The sequence below is a fragment of the Allobosea sp. BK604 genome (assembly GCF_004341515.1).
Classification (GTDB): domain Bacteria; phylum Pseudomonadota; class Alphaproteobacteria; order Rhizobiales; family Beijerinckiaceae; genus Allobosea.
Genome location: NZ_SLZF01000001.1, coordinates 701,785 through 721,094, shown reverse-complemented (window position 1 = coordinate 721,094; position 19,310 = coordinate 701,785). Strand labels below are relative to the sequence as shown.

16 protein-coding genes are annotated in these 19,310 nt (G+C 65.8%); 9 read left to right on the top strand and 7 right to left on the bottom strand.

What is annotated here, in order from left to right; genetic code table 11:
* Window positions 1–19: 19 nt before the first annotated feature.
* The 3 genes from EV560_RS03575 to EV560_RS03565 are packed head-to-tail and all read right to left on the bottom strand — an operon-like array spanning window position 20 to window position 5,001.
* A complete protein-coding gene (locus EV560_RS03575) occupies window positions 20–1,231 on the bottom strand; it encodes an acetate/propionate family kinase (protein ID WP_131854042.1) in 1,212 nt (403 codons plus the stop codon).
* A 6-nt stretch (window positions 1,232–1,237) separates the two neighbouring features.
* Window positions 1,238–2,665 carry a bifunctional enoyl-CoA hydratase/phosphate acetyltransferase gene (locus tag EV560_RS03570; RefSeq protein ID WP_131854040.1) on the bottom strand — a complete coding sequence of 476 codons (1,428 nt, stop codon included), beginning with the start codon at window positions 2,663–2,665 and terminating at the stop codon, window positions 1,238–1,240.
* Between the two features lie 38 nt (window positions 2,666–2,703).
* Window positions 2,704–5,001 carry a DUF3141 domain-containing protein gene (locus EV560_RS03565; RefSeq protein ID WP_165923301.1) on the bottom strand — a complete coding sequence of 766 codons (2,298 nt, stop codon included), beginning with the start codon at window positions 4,999–5,001 and terminating at the stop codon, window positions 2,704–2,706.
* A gap of 310 nt (window positions 5,002–5,311) precedes the next feature.
* Between EV560_RS03565 and EV560_RS03560 the strand changes: the two genes are divergently transcribed.
* The 3 genes from EV560_RS03560 (at window position 5,312) to EV560_RS03550 (ending at window position 9,692) form a co-directional block, all read left to right on the top strand.
* Window positions 5,312–6,172, top strand: a complete 861-nt coding sequence (locus tag EV560_RS03560; protein WP_131854036.1) for a 3-hydroxybutyryl-CoA dehydrogenase — start codon at window positions 5,312–5,314, stop codon at window positions 6,170–6,172.
* 461 nt (window positions 6,173–6,633) lie between these two features.
* Entirely contained in the window at window positions 6,634–8,379 is a 1,746-nt protein-coding gene (locus EV560_RS03555; RefSeq protein ID WP_282568829.1) for a type I secretion system permease/ATPase, read from the top strand.
* Complete coding sequence (locus EV560_RS03550; RefSeq protein WP_131854032.1) at window positions 8,376–9,692, top strand: HlyD family type I secretion periplasmic adaptor subunit; 1,317 nt, start codon at window positions 8,376–8,378, stop codon at window positions 9,690–9,692. The genes EV560_RS03555 and EV560_RS03550 overlap by 4 nt, the downstream gene beginning before the upstream one ends.
* Before the next feature lie 135 nt (window positions 9,693–9,827).
* On the opposite strand, the gene EV560_RS36630 is transcribed toward EV560_RS03550, so the two are convergent.
* Together EV560_RS36630 and EV560_RS03540 are read right to left on the bottom strand one after the other, a co-directional pair.
* On the bottom strand, window positions 9,828–11,210 hold the full coding sequence (locus tag EV560_RS36630; protein ID WP_131854030.1) for a methyl-accepting chemotaxis protein: 1,383 nt from the start codon (window positions 11,208–11,210) through the stop codon (window positions 9,828–9,830).
* An 88-nt stretch (window positions 11,211–11,298) separates the two neighbouring features.
* Window positions 11,299–11,691 (bottom strand): OsmC family protein, encoded by a 393-nt coding sequence (locus tag EV560_RS03540; RefSeq protein WP_131854028.1) that lies wholly within the window; start codon window positions 11,689–11,691, stop codon window positions 11,299–11,301.
* Window positions 11,692–11,865: 174 nt separating this feature from the next.
* On the opposite strand from EV560_RS03540, the gene EV560_RS03535 reads away from it, so the two are divergent.
* A complete protein-coding gene (locus EV560_RS03535; protein WP_131854026.1) occupies window positions 11,866–12,315 on the top strand; it encodes a PPC domain-containing DNA-binding protein in 450 nt (149 codons plus the stop codon).
* A 166-nt stretch (window positions 12,316–12,481) separates the two neighbouring features.
* Here EV560_RS03535 and EV560_RS03530 read toward each other — a convergent pair whose 3' ends face one another.
* Complete coding sequence (locus EV560_RS03530) at window positions 12,482–12,937, bottom strand: RbsD/FucU family protein (protein ID WP_131854024.1); 456 nt, start codon at window positions 12,935–12,937, stop codon at window positions 12,482–12,484.
* A gap of 1 nt (window position 12,938) precedes the next feature.
* Complete coding sequence (locus EV560_RS03525) at window positions 12,939–13,787, bottom strand: amidohydrolase family protein (RefSeq protein ID WP_348982183.1); 849 nt, start codon at window positions 13,785–13,787, stop codon at window positions 12,939–12,941.
* A gap of 371 nt (window positions 13,788–14,158) precedes the next feature.
* On the opposite strand from EV560_RS03525, the gene EV560_RS03520 reads away from it, so the two are divergent.
* From EV560_RS03520 to EV560_RS03500, 5 genes are all read left to right on the top strand, one after another.
* Window positions 14,159–15,511 (top strand): ABC transporter substrate-binding protein, encoded by a 1,353-nt coding sequence (locus EV560_RS03520; protein WP_131854022.1) that lies wholly within the window; start codon window positions 14,159–14,161, stop codon window positions 15,509–15,511.
* Window positions 15,512–15,641: 130 nt separating this feature from the next.
* The gene (locus EV560_RS03515; RefSeq protein WP_131854020.1) at window positions 15,642–16,568 is read left to right on the top strand and encodes a carbohydrate ABC transporter permease; all 927 of its coding nucleotides are present in this window, start codon (window positions 15,642–15,644) and stop codon (window positions 16,566–16,568) included.
* Between the two features lie 124 nt (window positions 16,569–16,692).
* Window positions 16,693–17,511, top strand: a complete 819-nt coding sequence (locus EV560_RS03510; RefSeq protein ID WP_131854018.1) for a carbohydrate ABC transporter permease — start codon at window positions 16,693–16,695, stop codon at window positions 17,509–17,511.
* Window positions 17,512–17,591: 80 nt separating this feature from the next.
* Window positions 17,592–18,488, top strand: coding sequence for a dihydrodipicolinate synthase family protein (locus tag EV560_RS03505; protein WP_131854016.1), 897 nt, complete (start codon window positions 17,592–17,594; stop codon window positions 18,486–18,488).
* A gap of 84 nt (window positions 18,489–18,572) precedes the next feature.
* Window positions 18,573–19,289 carry a GntR family transcriptional regulator gene (locus tag EV560_RS03500; RefSeq protein ID WP_348982182.1) on the top strand — a complete coding sequence of 239 codons (717 nt, stop codon included), beginning with the start codon at window positions 18,573–18,575 and terminating at the stop codon, window positions 19,287–19,289.
* Window positions 19,290–19,310 lie beyond the last annotated feature (21 nt).

Genomic DNA, 19,310 nt, shown 5'->3' with positions numbered 1-19,310 from the left:
GTTGGCACTTGGTTGCAGGTCAAGCCTGGGCGTTGACGAGGTGGATGGCGGCCTGCGGCGTCAGCAGCTGCTGGGTGTGGCGCGCGATCATCAGCTCCTCGTTGGTGCGGATGATGAAAGCCCGGACCCGCGACCGATCGGACGAAATCACATCGGCGCCCTCCCGGTTGCGGTCGAGATCGAGCTCGATGCCGATCCATTCCATCGCTTCGAGCGCGGATTCACGGATCAGGCGCGAATTCTCGCCGATGCCTCCGCAGAAGACAATCGCATCGAGGCCGCCGAGCACGGCCGCCATGGCGCCGATCTCACGACGCAGCCGGAAGACGAAATAGTCGATCGCCTGCTTCGCGCGCGGATCGTCCGAGGCCTCCAGATCGCGCATGTCGTTGGAGATGCCGGAGAGGCCCTTCAGTCCGGAGGACTTGTAGAGCAGGTCCGAGATCGCCTTCGCGTCCATGCCCTTCTGGTCCATCAGATAGAGCAGGACGCCCGGATCGATCTGGCCCGGGCGCGTGCCCATCGGCAGGCCGTCAAGCGCGGAGAAACCCATGGTCGAGGCGATCGAATAGCCGTTGCGGATCGCGCACATCGAGGCACCGGAGCCGAGATGGCAGATAATGACCCGGCCCTTGGCGTGGAACGGCGCGATCTCGGCGAGGCGGCCGGTGACATATTCGTAGGACAGGCCATGGAAGCCGTAGCGCCGCACGCCCTCGTCATAGAGCGAGCGCGGCAGGGCGAAGGCGTCGTTGACGAAGGGATGGGCGCGGTGGAAGGCCGTGTCGAAACAGGCGACCTGCGGCACGCCGGGGAAGGCGACCTGCGCCGCCCGGATGCCGGAGAGATTGTGCGGCTGATGCAGCGGAGCGAGCGGGACGAAGCCGGTCAGCTGTTCCAGGATCTCGTCATCGACGAGTACCGGCGCCGAATAGGCCATGCCGCCATGAACCACGCGATGGCCGACGGCGGCGATCCTGGCCTGGGGGAACTGCCGCGCCAGCGCGTCGAGGACCGTGCTGAGCGCGCCATGGTGGTCGGCAACGAAGCGCTCGCCTTCGAGCGGATCGGAGAGCAGCTTCTGGCCCTTGCCGTCCTTCATCACGAAGTTCGGGTCGGTGCCGAGGCCGTCGATCATGCCGATCGCGACGCAGTCCAGCCTGGACGTCGCGAACAGGGCGAATTTCAGCGATGACGAGCCGGCATTGACGGTGAGGATGTGCTCGGACATTGCGCCTTACTCCGCTGCCTTGAGCAGAGGCTGGTAGGCCAGCGGCTCGCCATTCTGCCGCCAGTAATCGTAAAGCTGCGCCACCGCGCAGGAAGCCAGCCGCGCCTTGTCGTTATCGGCGCGCGAGGTGAGGATCACCGGCGCCTTCGCGCCGACGACGAGGCCGGCGGCCTCGGCCCGGGCAACGAAGGTGAGCTGCTTGGCGAGCATGTTGCCGGCTTCGAGGTTCGGCACGATCAGGACATCGGCCTGGCCGGCGACCGAGGAGACGATGCCCTTGGTGCGGGCCGCCTCGATATCGACGGCATTGTCCATGGCGAGCGGGCCGTCGACGAGCGCGCCGGTGATCTGGCCACGATCGGCCATCTTGGCGAGCGCGGCCGCCTCGAGCGTCGAGGGCATGTTGATGTTGACGGTCTCGACGGCGGCGAGGATGCCGACCTTCGGCTTGGCGAGCCCGCAGGCGATGGCGAGGTCGATCGCGTTCTGGACGATGTCGACCTTGGTCGTGAGGTCCGGCGCGATATTGATCGCCGCGTCCGAGATGAAGAGCAGGTTCGGCTTGGTCGGTGCGTCCATCACGAAGACATGGCTGATGCGCCGCGAGCCACGCAGGCCGCCATCCTTCTTGACGACCTGGCCGAGCAACTCGTCGGAATGGACATTGCCCTTCATCACCGCACGGGCCTCGCGGGCATGGACCATGGCGACGGCCTGCCTGGCCGCCTCGGAATGGTCGGCGATGTCGATCAGCCGCAGTGCCGAGATATCGGCGCCGGCAGCATCGGCCGCGCGCAGGATCTTGTCGCGCGAGCCGATCAGGATCGGCTCGATCAGGCCTTCGCGCATCGAGAGCACGGCGCCGCCGAGCGAGTTGGCATCGTCGGGGCAGACGATCGCGGTCGGCATAGGCGGCAGGCGGCGGCAGCGCGCGACCAGCGCGCCGAAATGATCATGTTGGTCGAGCAGGAGCAGCGGCAGCTCGCGCTTCTCCTGCACGATCGAATGCGTGGGGGCGCTGACCTCGGCAATGCCTTCGAGCACCAGCGTGCCGTCGGCCTTCTCGACCCGGGTCTCGAACACGGCGAGCGGCGCCTCACGCTTCTCGATGCAGCGCACCGAGACGGTGAGCCGGTCGCCCATCAGGGCGCGGCCGGGAAAGCGGAAGGTCTGGCCGTGATAGAGCGTGCCGGCGCCGGGCAGGATGGTGCCCAGCACCGAGGAGACGAGCGAGCCGACCCAGAGCGAGGGCGCTACGGTGTCGGACGCCCCGTCCTTGTCGAGATCGGCGCCCGGCATGTGCAGCGGGTTGGTGTTGCCCGAGACGTGAGCGAACACATAGAGGTCGTTGGCCGTGACCGGCCGCTCGACGCTTGCCGTTTGTCCGACGATGAGCTCGTCGAACGTCGTGTTGCGATGCGACAAAGCACTCATGGTTGCGCTCCTATACGGATCGTTGGCGCGGCCCCGGCTTATGCCGAGAGCCGCCCATCGTCATTGGCGGCCGGGGCGGCCTTGGCGCGGCGTCCGAGCATCGCCTCGAACTCGCGATAGAGCGCGAGGGCGTTCGGATGCATGGTCTCGATCGGCCCGGCGACCTTCATCACCAGATCCAGGGCGCGCTCGCGCTCTTTGGCCGTGTCGAGCAGCTTCGGCAGGCTGGCCTTGGCCTTTTCCGGCGCGAACTGCACGATCAGCGCCTGCTCATGGATGAGCCTGGAGCGCTTCTCCTCGTCCATTGTCGAGAAGGGCTTCTCGGTCGCGAAGATCTGGAGTTCGCGCTCGAGCCGCGAGCGGCGGACATAGCCGCGCGCCTGCGACAGGAGCTCGAGCATGCGGACCATACCCTCGGCCTCGCCACCCTGCTCGATATGGTCGAGCGCGGCGCGGATTTCCGGTAGCATCAGCAGGTTCTCGGCAGTGGTTTGATCGCGGCCGACCAGCCCGTTGGCGCCGATGGCGCGCATGAAGGGCGAGCCGTAGATGGCGTTGAAGGAGATTTCCTGCATCGCGTCGCGAAGGTCGCGGTAGAGATCGAGGTTCTGCTCGATCGCGTCCGACATCAGCCGCTCCATCGCGAGGAACGGATTGTCGGCCTTGACGGGCTGGCGCTTGGTCCGCGCCTGCTCGGCCAGCGCCTTGACCGATCCCAGCAGCGGGTTCTGATCGGAGAGCAGCGAGCGCTCCAGCCGCATCGGCCGGGTCTTGAAGAACTGCCTGGCAGTCTCGTCATTGACGATGGCGCGCACGAAGGGACGCATCAGGTTCTCGTAGACGGTCGCGCCGACCTCGGAGACCTTGGCCACGGCCGAGAACATCTCCTCGTCCTTGCGGCCATCGTCGAGCTTCATGATGTCTTCGACGGTGCGCGGCGCGAATTTGATGTGCAGCCGGTCGTCGCCCTGCTCCAGCTCCATCTCGTAGAGGCCGGGCGGCAGCGCCTCGATCGCGCGCATCGTGTCGGTGATCGCCTCATGCTCGCGTCCGGCGATCTTGGCGGAGACGAAGATGCCGAGATGGCCGATCGTATCGTGCAGCAGATAGACGATGCGCTGGCCGCGCGCCTTGATCTCGTTGACGTCGTGATAGGTGTCGGCGATCCAGTTCAGCGCCTGCTGCGGCGGGGTGATGTTGTCGCCATGCGAGGCGAAGACGATGATCGGCGAGCGGATATTCTTGAGGTCGATACGCTCGTCGCCGAAATAGGCGTGGCCATGGGCGAGGCGGTTGCCGACGAATAGGTTCTCGATGATCCAGCGGATCTCCTCTTCATTCATCATGAAGAAGCCGCCCCACCAACGCTCGAATTCGAGGAAGCGCTCGGCCTCGGTATCGACCTTCGAATACAGGCCGTAGAGCTTCTTCCAGTAGGTGTTGGCCGGATTCAGCGTCTCGAAATTCTGCACCAGCAGCGAGCCGTCGAAGACGCCGTTGCCGAGATCGGCCATCAGCATCGCCGGCCAGACGCCGCCGACGCGGCCGCCGGTATAGCGCATCGGGTTCTTGCCGGTCGTGCCGGCCCAATAGGCCATCGGGGCGCCGTTGATGGCGATCGGGCCGACCTTGTCGGGATGGGAGGCTGCGAGCAGCATGCAGCCCCAGCCACCCTGGCAATTGCCGATCACGACCGGCTTCTCGACATCGGGATGGCGGCGGCGGATCTCTTCGAGGAAGGCGGCCTCGGCGTCGCGGACATCGGCCAGAGTCTGGCCGGGCTCCGGCCATTGCCGGAAGATCACGAAATAGACGGCATGGCCTTCGTCGAACGCGTCGCCGACCTGGCTCTCGGGCTTGAAGCCGCCGATGCCGGCGCCATGGCCGGCGCGCGGGTCGACGATCATGAAGGGGCGGCGCTTGGGATCGATCGCGACGCCCTTCGGCGGCGTGATCACGACGAGCGAATAGTTGACCGGCCGCGGCAGGTCGCGACCGTCGATCACCAGTTCGTAGTCGAAGTCGAGAACGGGCGGGATATTGCCGTCCGCCTGCTCATTGAAGGCATTGCCACGCTGACGCAGGACGTCGAGGACGAGGGCGGTGCGCTGGCCGGCATCGGTCACGTAATCGGTCCAGGCCTGCCAGGGATTCAGGCCGGGCGCGAAGGTGAAGGCAGACGAGGCCTTGGCCGTGCGCTCGCTGGCGAGCGCGATCTGCTCATCCGCGATGCGGCGGGAATGGTCGAACCACAGGCGCGACAGCGCGGTCGCGTTCTCCAGGTTCATGGCGAGCGCGTCGTTTACTGCTTTCAGATCCATGGATGTCTCGCTCATGAAAGGCTCGAGGCCGATAACGCCCTTCACCGGAGCGCCCTGGACAGGACGACCGAGCCAGGATCCCTGGCATGGTCGGCTGCCGGCACGCCCAAGTCGCTGTGTTTGCACGAGATGCAGTGCCTCTCGCGCTGCGGCGCAATATCGAGGGCTCAAATGACGGGCTGATGAACAATTCTGAGCGGGCGAAACGTGCTCACGTGACGGTTCCGACACCGATGTGTCACAGCCGCGCAAAATAGATCGTCGAAATAGCCGGCTGCGCTGCCGTAAAGTCAGTGGCGGTGCGACCTTCCGAAGGGATTCCTCAATGTCGACCGGCATTTCTCGCATCGGCGTCGTCGGCGCCGGCACCATGGGCAACGGCATCGCCCAACTTTGCGCCTCCGCCGGTTACGCGGTCACGATGCGCGACCTGAAGCCGGAATTCCTCGATCGCGGCATGGCGACGATCGGCAAGAATCTCGAGCGCTTCGTCAGCAAGGGCAAGCTCAGCGCCGAGGAGCGCGAGGCCGCGCTCGGCCGGATCAAGCCGACCATCGAGATCGGCGATCTCGCCGAATGCGACCTCGTGATCGAGGCCGTGCTGGAGAATTACGAGATCAAGGCGACGCTGATCCGGGAACTCGACGCGATCTGCCGCGACGGTGCGATCCTGGCGACCAACACCTCCTCGATCTCGGTGACGAAGCTGGCGGCGACCTCGAAGGATCCGAGCCGCATCATCGGCATGCATTTCTTCAATCCGGTGCCGCTGATGCAGCTCGTCGAGATCATCCGGGCGCTGCAGACCAGCGACGCCACCTGCGATGCGATCGTCAAGCTGACCGAGTCGCTCGGCAAGACCGCGCATGTCTCGAAGGACAGCTACGGCTTCGTCGTCAATCGCGTGCTCGTGCCGATGATCAACGAAGCAATCAATTGCGTGCATGAAGGCGTCGCGCCGGCAGAGGATGTCGATGCGATGATGAAGCTCGGCGCCAACCATCCGATGGGGCCGCTGTCGCTCGCCGATCTCATCGGTCTCGACGTGGTGCGCAACATCATGGAGACGCTGCATGACGGATTCGACGATCCGAAATTCCGTCCGAGCCCGCTGCTGAAGCAGATGTGCGACGCGGGCTATCTCGGGCGCAAGTCGGGTCGCGGTTTCTTCGTCTACGCCAATTAGGCTCAAGACCGCCTTGAGCTGGTCCATGGCGCCGAAGTCGGCCCGATCGCGCAACGAAAGGTTGCGATCTGGCTGGTGCCCGGGCGCATAGGTATGAACTGCCTAACTTTTTGGAGGCAATAGCAATTCTGATTTGCTGAGAAATCGAGGTACTCGAGCCTCCGCCGGCAATTGCGTTCAACTTCCGTCTATTCGATAAAAATAATTGATTTTATTCAATAATAGCCGATTATCCGCACAGCGGATTGCCTCGATTTATTGATCGTAAACCGAGATTTGAGTGCTTGTCACTCCCGTGACGCAGTGCCGTCAAAATTTGTGCCGCCGGTAATCTGCGCAGGAGCAGGTCCGGATTTCATATGATAGAGTGAACACGTCTTTATCATTCAAGCTGGCGCGGGCGCTGCTCCGCCGGCTCGAAGGATTTTGGCACGTCTCTCCGGCCTCTGTGGGTTTCAACCTTGTCGCGCAGTATTGCTTCCACGTCCGCGCCTGCTGGCTCGATCGTCGGCTCAGCGCTCGCCTCCTGCCGCGGAGCGTTCATGGCGGTCGGATTGTTTTCCGGCATCATCAACGTGCTGATGCTGGCCGGCTCGTTCTACATGCTGCAGGTCTATGACCGGGTGCTCAGCTCGCGCAGCGTGCCGACGCTGATCGGGCTCTCGCTGCTGCTGCTCCTGGCCTATGCGCTGCAGGGCTTCCTCGATGCGGTCCGGGTCAAGATGCTGGCGCGGATCGGAGCACGGTTCGACGAACAGGTTTCGCCTGCAGCCTTCGCTGCGGCGCAGCGCCTGCCGCTACTCGGGCTGCGCTCCGAGCAGGTGCTGCAGCCGATCCGTGACCTCGATCAGATTCGCGGCTTCCTCGCCTCGCTGGGGCCGACGGCTCTGTTCGACATGCCGTGGATGCCGCTGTTCTTTGCCGGCTGTTTCCTGCTGCATCCCTGGCTCGGCTGGCTCGCAGTCGCGGGCGGCGTCGTCATCCTGATCCTGACCTATGTCAGCGAGCGCGGCAGCCGCGCGGCGAACAAGGCGCTGATGGCGAGCGGGACCGGCCGCCTGGCGCTGGCCGAAGCGGCACGGCGCAATGCCGAGGCGCTGACGGCGATGGGCATGGCGCCGGCCTTCCAGCGCAAATGGCACGAGATCAATCTGCGCCATGTCAGCGACTGGCTCGCGGGTTCGGATGCGGTGAGCGGCCTCGGCGCCTTCGCCAAGATCTTCCGGATGCTGCTGCAATCGGCCGTGCTCGGCCTCGGCGCCTACCTCGCCATGCACAACGAGATCTCGGGCGGTGCGATGATCGCCGCTTCGATCATGACCTCGCGGGCGCTCGCGCCGATCGAGATCGCGGTGGCACATTGGCGCGGCTTCGTCGCCGCCCGCGAAGGCGTCGCCCGGCTCAAGCAGATGCTCGATCTTCCGAGCTTCAACGAGCGCGAGCGCACCGCCCTGCCCATGCCGAAGCGCGATCTGACGGCGGATGGTCTGATCGTCGCTGCGCCCGGCCGCCAGGCGCCGATCCTGCAAGGCGTTTCGCTTCGGCTCCAAGCCGGCCAGGGGCTCGGCATCGTCGGGCCGAGCGCTTCGGGCAAGTCGACCTTGGTGCGATCGCTGGTCGGGGTCTGGCGTCCGCTCAAGGGCGAGGTCCGTCTCGACGGCGCAGCGCTCGAGCAATGGGGCCCGGCCGGGCTCGGCCGCCATATCGGCTACCTGCCCCAGGATATCGAGCTGTTCGATGGCACGGTGGCGGAGAATATCGCGCGCTTCCTGCCCGATGCCGCGGACGAGGCGGTCGTCGCGGCGGCACAGGCCGCTGGCGCGCATGAGCTGATCCTCAAGCTGGAAAATGGCTACGACACCCGCATCGGCGAGGGCGGCGCCTCGCTCTCCGGCGGCCAGCGCCAGCGCATCGGCCTGGCGCGGGCGCTCTATGGCGATCCGTTCCTCGTCGTGCTCGACGAGCCCAATTCCAATCTCGACCAGGATGGCGACGAGGCCCTGACGACGGCGGTCAAGGGCGTGCGGGCGCGCGACGGCATCGTCATCGTCGTGACCCATCGGCAGACCGCGATCGCTGGCGTCGACCAGATCGCGATGATGGCCGAGGGCCGCATCCAGGCGATGGGCCCGAAGGACGAGATCCTGCAGCGTATCGTCAAGCGGGGCGGCATGCCGAGCGTGCAGCGCCAGACGGTGGCGTCATGAGCGCGGCGGATGAAAGGCAGCCGGATTTCCGGCGTTCGCTGCGCAGCCTGACGCTGGCCGGGACGGCGGCGGCGGCGCTGTTCGCCGGGACCGTCGGGGTCTGGGCGGTGGCGACGACGCTGGCGGGCGCGGTCGTGGCATCCGGCCAGTTCGTCGTCGATGGCAATGTCAAGAAGATCCAGCACGCGACCGGTGGCATCGTCGGCGAGCTCAAGGTGCGCGAGGGCGACCGCGTCGAGCAGGACGCGGTGCTGATCCGGCTCGACGACACTGTCACCCGGGCCAATCTCCAGGTGCTGGTCAAGCAACTCGACGAGTTTTCCGCCCGGCGGGCGAGGCTCCAGGCCGAGCGCGACAAGCGCGACAGCGTGACCGTCGCGCCCGAGCTCGCAAGCCGGATGAGCGAGCCAGAGATCGCCGAACTGGTTGGCGCGGAGGCAAGCCTGTTCGAGGCACGCCGGGCCGCGCGCGACGGCCAGAAGGCGCAGCTCTCCAAGCGGGTCGGCCAGCTCCAGGACGAGATCGAGGGCTTGAAGGCGCAGCAGAGCGCGCTCGATCGCCAGGCGGTGCTGATCAGGGAAGAGCTCGGCGCCGTTCATGATCTCTACGCCAAGAACCTGGTCTCGCTGAACCGCAGGGCCGCGCTCGAACGCGAGACGGCGAGGCTTGACGGTCAGAAGGGACAGCTCATCGCCTCCGTCGCCCAGTCCGAAGGCAAGATCGCCGAGACGCAGCTGCAGATCATCCAGATCGACGACAGCCTGCGCGAGGAGGTGATGAAGGAGCTGCGCGAGATCCAGGGCAAGACCGCCGAGTTGAGCGAGCGCCGCATCGCCGCGGAGGACCAGCTCAAGCGCGTCGAGATCCGGGCGCCGAGTGCCGGCTTCGTGCATCAGCTCGCGGTCCACACCGTCGGCGGCGTGATCTCTCCGGCGGAGCCCGCCATGCTGATCGTGCCGGCCGAGGACAGCCTGCAGGTCGAGGCGCGGATCAATCCGCCCGATATCGACCAGGTCGCGCTCGGCCATGCGGCGCAGGTCAGGCTTCATGCCTTCAACCAGCGCACCACGCCGGAACTCACCGGAACGGTGACGCGCATTTCGGCCGATACCAGCCGCGACCAGCAGACCGGCGCGGCGTTCTACACGATCCGCATCACGGTTCCGCCGGTCGAGTTTGCCCGCCTCGCGCCGCATCGCGTCACGGCGGGCATGCTGGCCGATGTCTTCGTCCGGACCGAGGATCGGACCCCGCTCGAATACATCATCAAGCCGCTCAAGGATCAGATCGCCAAGGCGTTCAGGGAAAGGTGAGCCTCGCTGCCACGGGGCAGGGCCAATAGAGCATTTTCGAGCGAAGTGGATACCGGTTCGCGTGAAGAAAATGCGTCGAAACAAAGGGATAGAGCATTTTCGTGTTTCAGAGAAACGCGGAAATGCTCTACGTGCTCACGCCGCGCGCAGATCAGCCAGGAAGCGCGCGACGAGATCGCCGATCCTGCCCGCCGATGCCTCGACCTGGACGGCGGCGCCGTCGAGCTCGACCGACATCGAGGTGACCTCACCGATCGCGCTGCGCGCGGCCTGGGCCGATGAGAGGCCCTCCTGAGTCAGTGTCGCGACCTCGCGGGTGTTGACGGCCATCTGGCTGGTCGCGGCGAGCTGCTTCTTGACGGTCTGCGCGATCGAAGCGGCCGAATGCTCCAGCTGCGTGATCGTGCTGCTGATCGAGTCGACATGCATGACGCAGGATTCCGCTGCGGTCTGGACCTCGGCGATCTGCGAGGAAATCTCGGCGGCTGCCTTGCTCGTCTGGTCGGCAAGGCTCTTCACTTCTCCGGCGACGACGGCGAAGCCCCTGCCGGCATCGCCAGCCCGCGCCGCCTCGATCGTCGCGTTGAGCGCGAGCAGGTTGGTCTGGTTCGCGATCTCCTGGATCAGCGTCACGATCGAGCCGATCAGCCGCGCGGCATCGGCAAGGCCGGCAATGGCGGCCGTGACTTCCCTCGTGTCGACGACAGCCTGGCCGGTCATGGCGGCGGCCTCCTGCGATTCGCTCCTGACGAGGTCGAGCGCGCGCACCAGGTCCTGCGTCGCCTCAGCCGTACGGTCGATATGCTGGGAGCAATTGCGGGCGGCGTCCTCCGCGATCGTGGCCTCGTGCCCGGCGCGGCCGCTGCGATCGAGGTTGGCGGCGGCGCTGCCGCGCAGCATCGTGGCGGCGGTGCGCAGGCTTTCGGCGAGTGCGGCGACGCTGTCCTGGAAGGTGGTCGCGGCGAGATGGAGTTCGTTCTCGCGCCGCTTCAGGCCGGTCCGGCTGGCGCGCTGGTGGCAGGAGGTCGCGGCGATGGCGTCGCACAGGATCAGCCGGGCGATCGCGGCGCAGTCCTCGGCCGCTTTCCTGCCGCCGAAGCGGCGGCGCCGGCCGATCTCCTTGAAGAGCGGGTCGATCAGCCGCAGCGTCGTGGCGAGACGGGTGCGGATGCCGAGCATGTCGCCATATTCGGTCTCGGTCGCCCCGGTCATGTCCTTGATGTAGTCCTCGCCGAAGGAACCGCGGAAGACGAGCTGGAGATGCTTCTCCTCGGCCGCGACGATATCGTGCCGGTGGCGCTCGACATGCGGCTTCATGTCGGCGACGGAGCGTTCGAGATGGTCGCAATAATCGTGGCAGGCGGCGTTGGTCCTCGCCGTGACGATCGGCAGGAGCGTGCGCGCGATCTCCAGGGTGGCTTCGTCGACGGCGCAGGCTTGAAGAAGACGCTCCACCGCAGTGCCGGTGATGGCGACCGGGCGTGATTCGGGAGGGGTATGCGCCGGAGGCTGGCCCAAGAACCACGTCCCGTTGCTCGAGAAGCCAGCAGCGTCACATAAGAAGCTTAAGAAATTCACGCGGCTGCGCGGGCCGACAGCAGCCGCGCTACCTGCCCGTGACCGTCGTCGCGATATCGGTTCCCTCTTTCAGCGTCAGCGTGACCGGCGTGCGTTCGGCGATTTCGGCGAGCCGCGTGCGCTGCTCTTCCGAAAGTTCCCCGTGCAAATGGATGCTGCGGGTGATCTGCGAGCGCTTGTCCTGCTTGGCATGGTGCAGCTCGATATCGACCGCCGTCAGCCTCCAATCCTTCCGCTCGGCATACATGCGCAAGGTGATGGCAGTGCAGGAGCCAAGCGCCGCGAGCAGGAGATCATAGGGCGCCGGACCGGCATCCTGGCCGCCGAGTGCCTTCGGCTCGTCCGAGACGATGGTGCGTTCGCCGATCCTGATCGTGGTGGCGAAATTCGTCGTGCCGATATGCGCCGTCGCGCGAGCCATGGCGATCCTCCGATGCGAGCTGGAGCTTCGCGCCCCTGATGTGCTGGTGATCCTGCCGGTTCGGCGGCTGGACCGCCAGCCCCGCGCGCATGGCCGGGCCTCATGCCTTCGGCCAGCTTGCGCACCCCCTGCCGCCCGCTTCTATGCTGGGGGCAGCGACAGGAGGATGAGGCCATGACGAATGAAGCGGTCGGAGAGCACGGTCCGCGCTCGATCCGCACGCCGACCGGCCATCTGATGGTGCTGCGGCAGGGCGCGGATGTGCTGGCCGAGCTCGCGGATCTGGCCGAGCGCGAGGCCATCCCGAGCGCCAGCTTCGTTGGTATGGGCTTCCTGAGCGAGGTGACCTTCGGCTTCTACGATTTCGGCAAGAAGGCCTTCGATCCGAAGACCTTCCACAATGTCGAGCTCGCCAGCATGACCGGCACGATCGCCTGGCAGAACGGCAAGCCCTCGATCCATGCGCATGGCATCGTGGCCGGCGCCGATTTCGCCGGCGTCGGCGGTCATCTGCTCGGCCTCAAGGTCGGCACCGGCTCGCTCGAGATCACGATCGCCGTTCACGACACGCGGCTCGAACGCATCGTCGATCCCGGAATCAAGGCCAATATCCTGCAGCTTTGAGGCCTAGCTCCCCGTTTTGCACCGGCTTTTCCGAAAGCCGCAGGCCACTTTTCGGGCCGGCGCGCTAGAGCATTTCCGCGTTTCTTCGAATCGCGAAAATTCTCTATCTACTTGTTTTGACGCATTTTCTTCACGCGAACCGGTATCCACTTCGCTCGAAAATGCTCTAGCCGGGCTCGCCGGTGATCACGCCCTTACGCAGCAGGAAGCAGCCATAGGCGCGCGGATCGCCAGCCTGCACCACGGCGAAGCTCGCCTTGGCCGCCTTGTAGAAGGCGAAGCGCTCGATTCCGGCGGCGGGCGAGGGCTGACCGAGGGCCCGGTCGATCTCGGCCTGGGCCTCGACCTGGACGACGGGGATTTCGGCGGGATTGCCGACGACCTCCATGCGGCGGATCGGAGCCGGCTCGAAATCGTCGATCGGCAGCACTGAGAGGATGGCGCGGGCGGCTCGCGCGATGCTGAGACCGGGCAAGGTGATCAGCTTGCCGCTGGTCGTGGCGCGCGCGATCGTTTCGGCCGGGTGATTGGCATCGACCAGGGCGAGGTCGTCGCCATGGCCCATGGCCGCGAGCACCCAGAGCAGATCGGCGCTCAGCACCGGGTCGAGCCCCTTCAGCATGTCAGTTGCGTCCTCTGTACGAGAGATAGAAGCGGCGGGCATTGCCGCCCATGATCGCGGCGCGGTCGGCTTCCGGCAGATCGGCGATGAGTTCCTCGACGGTGCCGACCCAGCGTGCGTAGCCGGCGCGCAGCGTCAGCACCGGCCAGTCGCTGCCGAAGATCAGGCGGTCCGGACCGAAGCTGGCGAGGAGATGGTCGAAAACCGGGCGCAATGTCTCGATCGTCCAGTCCTCGTTCGCCTCGGTGGCGAGGCCGGAGAGCTTGCAGAAGACCTGCTGATGCGTCGCAACCGCGCTGATGTCCTGGCGCCAGGCAGAGATCTCGCCGCTGACGAGGTTCGGCTTGGCGGCGTGGTCGACGACGCAGGCGAGCGTGGGATGGCGTGCGAGCAGTACGCACAGCGGCTTCAGATGCTGCGGCCGCAGCAGCGCGTCGAAGGTGAGGCCATGGGCGATCAAGGCCGCGAAGGCCGGGGCGAGATCCGGCCGGGCCAGCCAGTCGGGATCGGCGATATCATGGACCATGGGGCGCAGGCCGACGAGCAGCGGGTCGGCGCTCAGTCTCGCGATGCGTTCGGCCGCGTCCGGCGCCTCGAACTCGCACCAGCCGACGACACCGGCGACGAAGGTCGTGCGTGCGGCGACGGCGAGCATGAACTCGGTTTCGGCCTCGGTCGGCGCGGCCTGGACCAGGATGGTGCGGTCGATCCGCTGCTCGGCGAGCAGGGGAGCGAGGTCCGCCGGGCCGAAATCGCGGTGGATCGGGCCGAGAGCCGGCGTCAGCCAGCCATAGTCGCCGCGTGCGAGCGTCCAGAAATGCTGGTGGGCGTCGATCCTCATTGCCGTCATGCCTCCCGCCTCATGTGCTTCCGAAATCGGTCCGCCTCGTCATCCCCTGCAAGCCGCGCTGCGGCGCCGCTCCGGGATCAATCGTAGACTGCCGAGCCCTACGATGGATCCCGGCGCTCCGCTACGCCGCGGCCGGGATGACGAGGGAGGGAAACGGCACGGTGACGATGTGATCAGTGGGCATGGAGGCGCATCCAGGCGAGTCTGCAATCACTATGTGCACGCCAACATGTTAGCTTGCAACCGGCTTGAAAGCAGATTAGCGTCACGCCCGAATTGAGCGGGTGGCCGGTCTCTGGAAGGATGGCTCTCGCCGACAAGCAACAGGCCCGAGAACGGGCCGTGGCCTCGAGTCCATTAGGGAGGACATCATGACCGATACGTTTCTGAAGCCGAGCCGGCGCGCGCTGTTGCGCGGGGCTGCTGCCCTGGGTGCCGCGGGAGCGATCGGCTCGCCGATGGTGCTGCGCGAGGCCCGCGCTCAGGCGCCGTTCAACTGGAAGCGCTTCTCCGGCACGACCATCGACGTGCTGCTGGTGAAGAACCCGCGCTCCGACCTGATGCAGGCGGCCGAGAAGGAGTTCACCGAACTCACCGGCATCAAGGTCTCGGCCGAGCAGGTGCCGGAGCAGCAGCAGCGCCAGAAGGCGGTGATCGAATTCGCCTCGGGCAAGCCGAGCTTCGACGTCAGCGGCATCTCGCTGCATGTCCAGAAGCGCATGGCCGCCAAGGGCAAATGGTTCGAGGATCTCCGGCCCTATATCGCCGATGCCTCGCTGACCGCGCCCGACTTCAATTTCGAAGACTTTGGCGCAGGCCCCGTGGCCTATGCCCGCCAGGCCGATGGAGCGCTGGATACGATCCCGTTCTTCGTCGACTACTGGATGATCTACTACAACAAGGAGCTCTTCGACGCGAAGGGCGTGGCCTATCCGAAGACGATGGACGAGATCGCCACCGTCGCGGCCAAGCTGCACGACCCGGCCAAGGGCATCGCGGGCTTCGTCTCGCGCGGCCTGAAGAACGCCAATGTCCCGGTCTGGACCAGCCTCGCGCTCGGCCAGGGCATCGAGACGGTCTCGCCCGAGGGCAAGCTCGTCACCGATACCCCGGAAGCGATCTGGGCAGGCGAGCTCTACAAGAAGCTCAACAAGGATACCGGCCCGACCGGCGCCGTCGGCTTCAACTGGAACGAATGCCAGACCACCTTCATGCAGGGCCGCGCCGCGATGTGGCTCGACGGCATCGGTTTCGCGACGCCGCTGGAGGATCCGTCCAAGTCGCGGATCGTCGGCAAGGTCGGCTACGGCATCACGCCGCCGGGACCGAAGGCGCATCATGCCGGCATGTTCGCCGACGGCATGGGCATCTCGCGGGGCTCGCAGAAGAAGCAGGCAGCCTGGCTCTATCTCCAGTTCATGACCAACAAGGCCAACCAGATCGCGATGCTGAAGGCGGGCGCCGGCGCGCCGGGCCGCTCCTCGGCCTATCTCGACAAGGAGACCATCGCCCAGTCGAAGTTCAGCCAGCAATATTTCGAGTGCCTGCTGGGCTCGGCCAAGATCGCGCGCGCCGGCCTGCCGCAGATCGTCCCTGTCACCGAGTTCCGCGACGTCTTCGGCGTGGCGCTGACCAATGCGATCGGCGGCGCCGATGTCGCGAGCGAGCTGAAGAAGGCGACCGAGACCTTCGCGCCGGTGCTCGTGAAGAGCGAGCAGGGCTGACGGGCCTTTCCCGTCATGGTCGGGCTTGTCCCGACCATCCACGCCTTCGTTGATCGAAGGCGGTGTTCAAGACGTGGATGCTCGGCACAAGGCCGAGCATGACGGAAACGTATCGAACGAAGCATAGAGCATGACCAGCACCACCGCCCTGCGAGCGGACCTCGCGACGCCAACGTCGCCGGCCCGACAATCAGCGGATTTCACGCCGCGCTACTGGCTGTTCTCGCTGCCGGCGGTGCTGGTCATTCTCGGCGTGATCGTCTTCCCGTGGGTGTTCACGCTCTACATGTCGACCCATGACTGGAAGATCGGCGGCGGGCCGGAATTCGTCGGCGCCCAGAACTATGCCGAACTCTTCCGCGATACCCGCTTCATCGAGTCGATGGGGCACACCGCCTATTTCACCATCCTGGCCGTGGTGCTGCCGATCCTGTTCGGCACGGCCGCCGCGCTGGTCTTCCATCGCGAATTCCCGTTCCGCGGGCTGCTGCGCACGATCTTCGTGATGCCGATGATGGCGACGCCGGTCGCGGTGGCGCTGGTCTGGACGATGATGTTCCACCCGCAGCTCGGCGTGCTGAACTACCTGCTCTCCCTGGTCGGCATCGGCCCGCAGCCCTGGGTCTACGATCCCAACACGGTGATCCCGACGCTGATCCTGGTCGAGGTCTGGCACTGGACGCCGCTGGTCATGCTGATCGTGCTCGGCGGCCTCGCCGGCCTGCCGCGCGAGCCCTATGAATCCGCGCTGATCGACGGCGCCAATGCCTGGCACATGTTCCGGCACATCACGCTGCCGCTGGTCTGGCCCTTCATCATGGTCGCGATCGTGATCCGGACCATCGACGCGCTGAAGGCCTTCGACACGATCTTCGTGATCACCCAGGGCGGGCCGGGCACGGCCTCGGAGACGCTGAACATCTTCCTCTACCTGCAGGCCTTCCAGTTCTACAAGATCGGCTACGCCTCGGCCGTCGTGGTGATCTTCTTCGTGATCATCATCATGCTCTCGCTGCTGCTGCTCTACGCGCGCCAGAAGTCGAAGTGGAACGCGTGATGAGGGGCGAACTTTCCATGCGGTCATTGCGAGGAGCACAGCGACGAAGCAATGCAGAGGCAGCCGGGCACCCAGTCGTCCTGGATTGCTTCGCTGCGCTCGGAATGACGGGGAGGGCCTGCGCATGAAGCGGCTCGCCTCCAAGATCGGCTTTGCGCTCTCGGTCTTCGTCCTGGTTTCGCCGGCCGTGCTCGTCTTCCTCTGGATGCTGTCGCTCTCGCTCAAGAACGAGCTCGACAACACCGCCTTCCCGCCGGTCTTCATCCCGGACCCGCCGACGTTGAAGAACTATCTCGACGTGTTCGAGAAGAACAACTTCGCGCTGTACCTCTGGAACTCGATCCTGGTCACCGGCGGTGCGGTCCTGATCGGGCTCGCGATAGGCGTGCCTGCCGGCTACGGCATCGCGCGTGGCAAGTCGGCCAAGTTCGCGATCCTGATCCTGATCGCACGCATGACGCCGGCGCTGTCCTACCTGATCCCGCTCTTCCTGCTGTTCCAGATGAGCGGGCTCGTCGGCACCATCACGGCACTGGTGATCACGCATCTCGTCATAACCATCCCGATCATCGTCTGGATCATGATCGGGTATTTCGAGAACGTCCCGATCGAACTCGAGGACGCGGCGCGGATCGACGGCGCCACGACCTGGCAGGCCTTCCGTCATGTCGCGCTGCCGCTGGCGCGGCCGGGCATCGTCGTCGGTGGCATCCTCGCCTTCATCTTCTCCTGGAACAACTTCATCTTCTCGGTCGTGCTCGGCGGCAAGAACAGCCGGACGCTGCCTTCGGCCGTCTACAATTCGCTGACCTTCGAGCAGATCTCCTGGGGGCCGCTCGCCGCCGCCGCGCTGCTCGTCACCTTGCCGGTGCTGCTGCTGACCGTGCTCGCCCAGCGCGAGATCGTCGCCGGCCTCTCCGCCGGAGGGCTCAAGGATGGCTGAACCTTCGCATTGCCGCGCCTTGCGGCATCCGTAACCCGCTTCACGCCTTACTCGTTCACAGCTCCGGAAAGACATCTGCAATGGCCCTCGACCAGAACCGCTTCGGCCTCTCCTGCGCCATCACCACGCCGATGCGCGCGGGCGGCGACATCGACCTGCCGCGCCTCGTCAAGCATGCGCGCCATGTGCTGGCGCAGGGCTGCGATTCGGTCACGCTGTTTGGCACCACCGGCGAGGGCGCCGCGCTCGGCCTGCCGGCGCGCACCGCGATGCTCGGTGCGCTGGTCGGCGCCGGGATCGACCCGGCGACCAAGATCTATGCCGGCGTCGCCGCCGCCTCGCTGCATGAATCGATCGAGCAGGCCAAGGTCGCACTCGGCATCGGCGCGAAGGGCCTCCTGGTCGCGCCGCCCTTCTACTTCAAGGGCGTGAGCGACGAGGGGCTCTATGCCTGGTTCTCGCAGTTCTTCGAGAAGCTCGGCCCGGCCGCGCGGAACACCGTGCTCTACCATATCCCCTCGGTGACCGCGGTCGATATCAGCATCGACCTCGTCGAGCGGCTGAAGAAGGCGTTCCCGGGCATCGTCATCGGCGTCAAGGATTCCTCGGGCGACTATTCCAACACCGAGGCGTTGCTCAAGGCTCATGGCGAGCTCGCGATCCTGGTCGGCGACGAGCGCCAGCTCGCCAAGGCCGTGCGGAACGGGGCGCAGGGCACGATCTGCGGCCTCGCCAACCTGACGCCGCACCTGCTGCGGCCGATGGTCTACGAGGGCGCGGAAAGCGCGGTGGTGAACAAGCTGGTCGACGAGATCGTCAGCTATCCCGTGCTTGCGGCGGTGAAGGCGCTGGTCGGGCATCTGCACGGCGATGCCGGCTATGGCGCGATGCGCCCGCCGCTGGAGCCGCTCAGCGAGGCGCAGCGCCAGCGCGTGATCGCGGCCTTCGACAGCATCACCCAGGCCAAGGCGGCTTGAGAGGGGCAAGGATCATGCAAGCCGTCATTGCGAGGAGCGCAGCGACGAAGCAATCCAGGGGCCGTCGGGCTCTACGAGTCTGGATTGCTTCGCTCTGCTCGCAATGACGAGGAGGAGGACGGCTTGAGCGAGAGCGAGCAGGAACGCGATGGCGAGCCGCTGAAGCTGCGGGAAAAGGCCTATGTCAGCTTCACCGAGCGGCTGCTCGCGCGTGAGATCAAGCCGGGTCAGTTCGTGACCCAGCGCGAGCTCGTCGCCATGACCGGCTTCCCGCTCGGCGCGATCCGCGAACTGATCCCGCGGCTGGAGGCCGAAGGGCTGATCAAGACCGTGCCGCAGCGCGGCATGCAGGTCGCCCATGTCGATCTCAACCTGATCCGCAACGCTTTCCAGTTCCGGCTCCTCCTCGAGAAGGAAGCGGCAGCCGCCTATGCCCGCGAGGCGACCGAGGCCGAGATCGCCGAGCAACGGCAGCGCCACGAGGCGATCGTGCGCCGCGCCGAGGCGGGCGAGCAGGGCGAGGCGCTGATCGAGGACGCCGAGGATGTCGATCGCCTGATGCATGAGGCGATCATCGACCATCTCGACAACGACATCGTCAGCCAGGCCTTCCGCGTCACCTGGCTGAAGATCAGGCTGATCCGGCAATACGAGACCCGCATCCATAACAGCATCATCGTGCCGGTCATGCAGGACCATCTGAAGATCATCGCCGCGATCGAATCGCGCGACCCCGAGGCCGCGGCCGAGGCGATGAGCGAGCATATCACCAACGCCCGCAACCGGGCACTGCATTACTGACGGAGTCTGCGACAGCCGGCC

What these genes read in the sequence shown, in the direction of transcription:
- EV560_RS03570 (WP_131854040.1), bottom strand. Translation starts at nt 2,665, where the DNA reads ATGAGTGCTTTGTCGCATCGCAACACGACGTTCGACGAGCTCATCGTC.
- EV560_RS03560 (WP_131854036.1), top strand. Translation starts at nt 5,312, where the DNA reads ATGTCGACCGGCATTTCTCGCATCGGCGTCGTCGGCGCCGGCACCATG.
- EV560_RS03525 (WP_348982183.1), bottom strand. Translation starts at nt 13,787, where the DNA reads ATGACGGCAATGAGGATCGACGCCCACCAGCATTTCTGGACGCTCGCA.
- EV560_RS03510 (WP_131854018.1), top strand. Translation starts at nt 16,693, where the DNA reads ATGAAGCGGCTCGCCTCCAAGATCGGCTTTGCGCTCTCGGTCTTCGTC.
- EV560_RS03535 (WP_131854026.1), top strand. Translation starts at nt 11,866, where the DNA reads ATGACGAATGAAGCGGTCGGAGAGCACGGTCCGCGCTCGATCCGCACG.
- EV560_RS03520 (WP_131854022.1), top strand. Translation starts at nt 14,159, where the DNA reads ATGACCGATACGTTTCTGAAGCCGAGCCGGCGCGCGCTGTTGCGCGGG.
- EV560_RS03550 (WP_131854032.1), top strand. Translation starts at nt 8,376, where the DNA reads ATGAGCGCGGCGGATGAAAGGCAGCCGGATTTCCGGCGTTCGCTGCGC.
- EV560_RS03565 (WP_165923301.1), bottom strand. Translation starts at nt 5,001, where the DNA reads ATGAGCGAGACATCCATGGATCTGAAAGCAGTAAACGACGCGCTCGCC.
- EV560_RS03505 (WP_131854016.1), top strand. Translation starts at nt 17,592, where the DNA reads ATGGCCCTCGACCAGAACCGCTTCGGCCTCTCCTGCGCCATCACCACG.
- EV560_RS03530 (WP_131854024.1), bottom strand. Translation starts at nt 12,937, where the DNA reads ATGCTGAAGGGGCTCGACCCGGTGCTGAGCGCCGATCTGCTCTGGGTG.
- EV560_RS03575 (WP_131854042.1), bottom strand. Translation starts at nt 1,231, where the DNA reads ATGTCCGAGCACATCCTCACCGTCAATGCCGGCTCGTCATCGCTGAAA.
- EV560_RS03515 (WP_131854020.1), top strand. Translation starts at nt 15,642, where the DNA reads ATGACCAGCACCACCGCCCTGCGAGCGGACCTCGCGACGCCAACGTCG.
- EV560_RS03540 (WP_131854028.1), bottom strand. Translation starts at nt 11,691, where the DNA reads ATGGCTCGCGCGACGGCGCATATCGGCACGACGAATTTCGCCACCACG.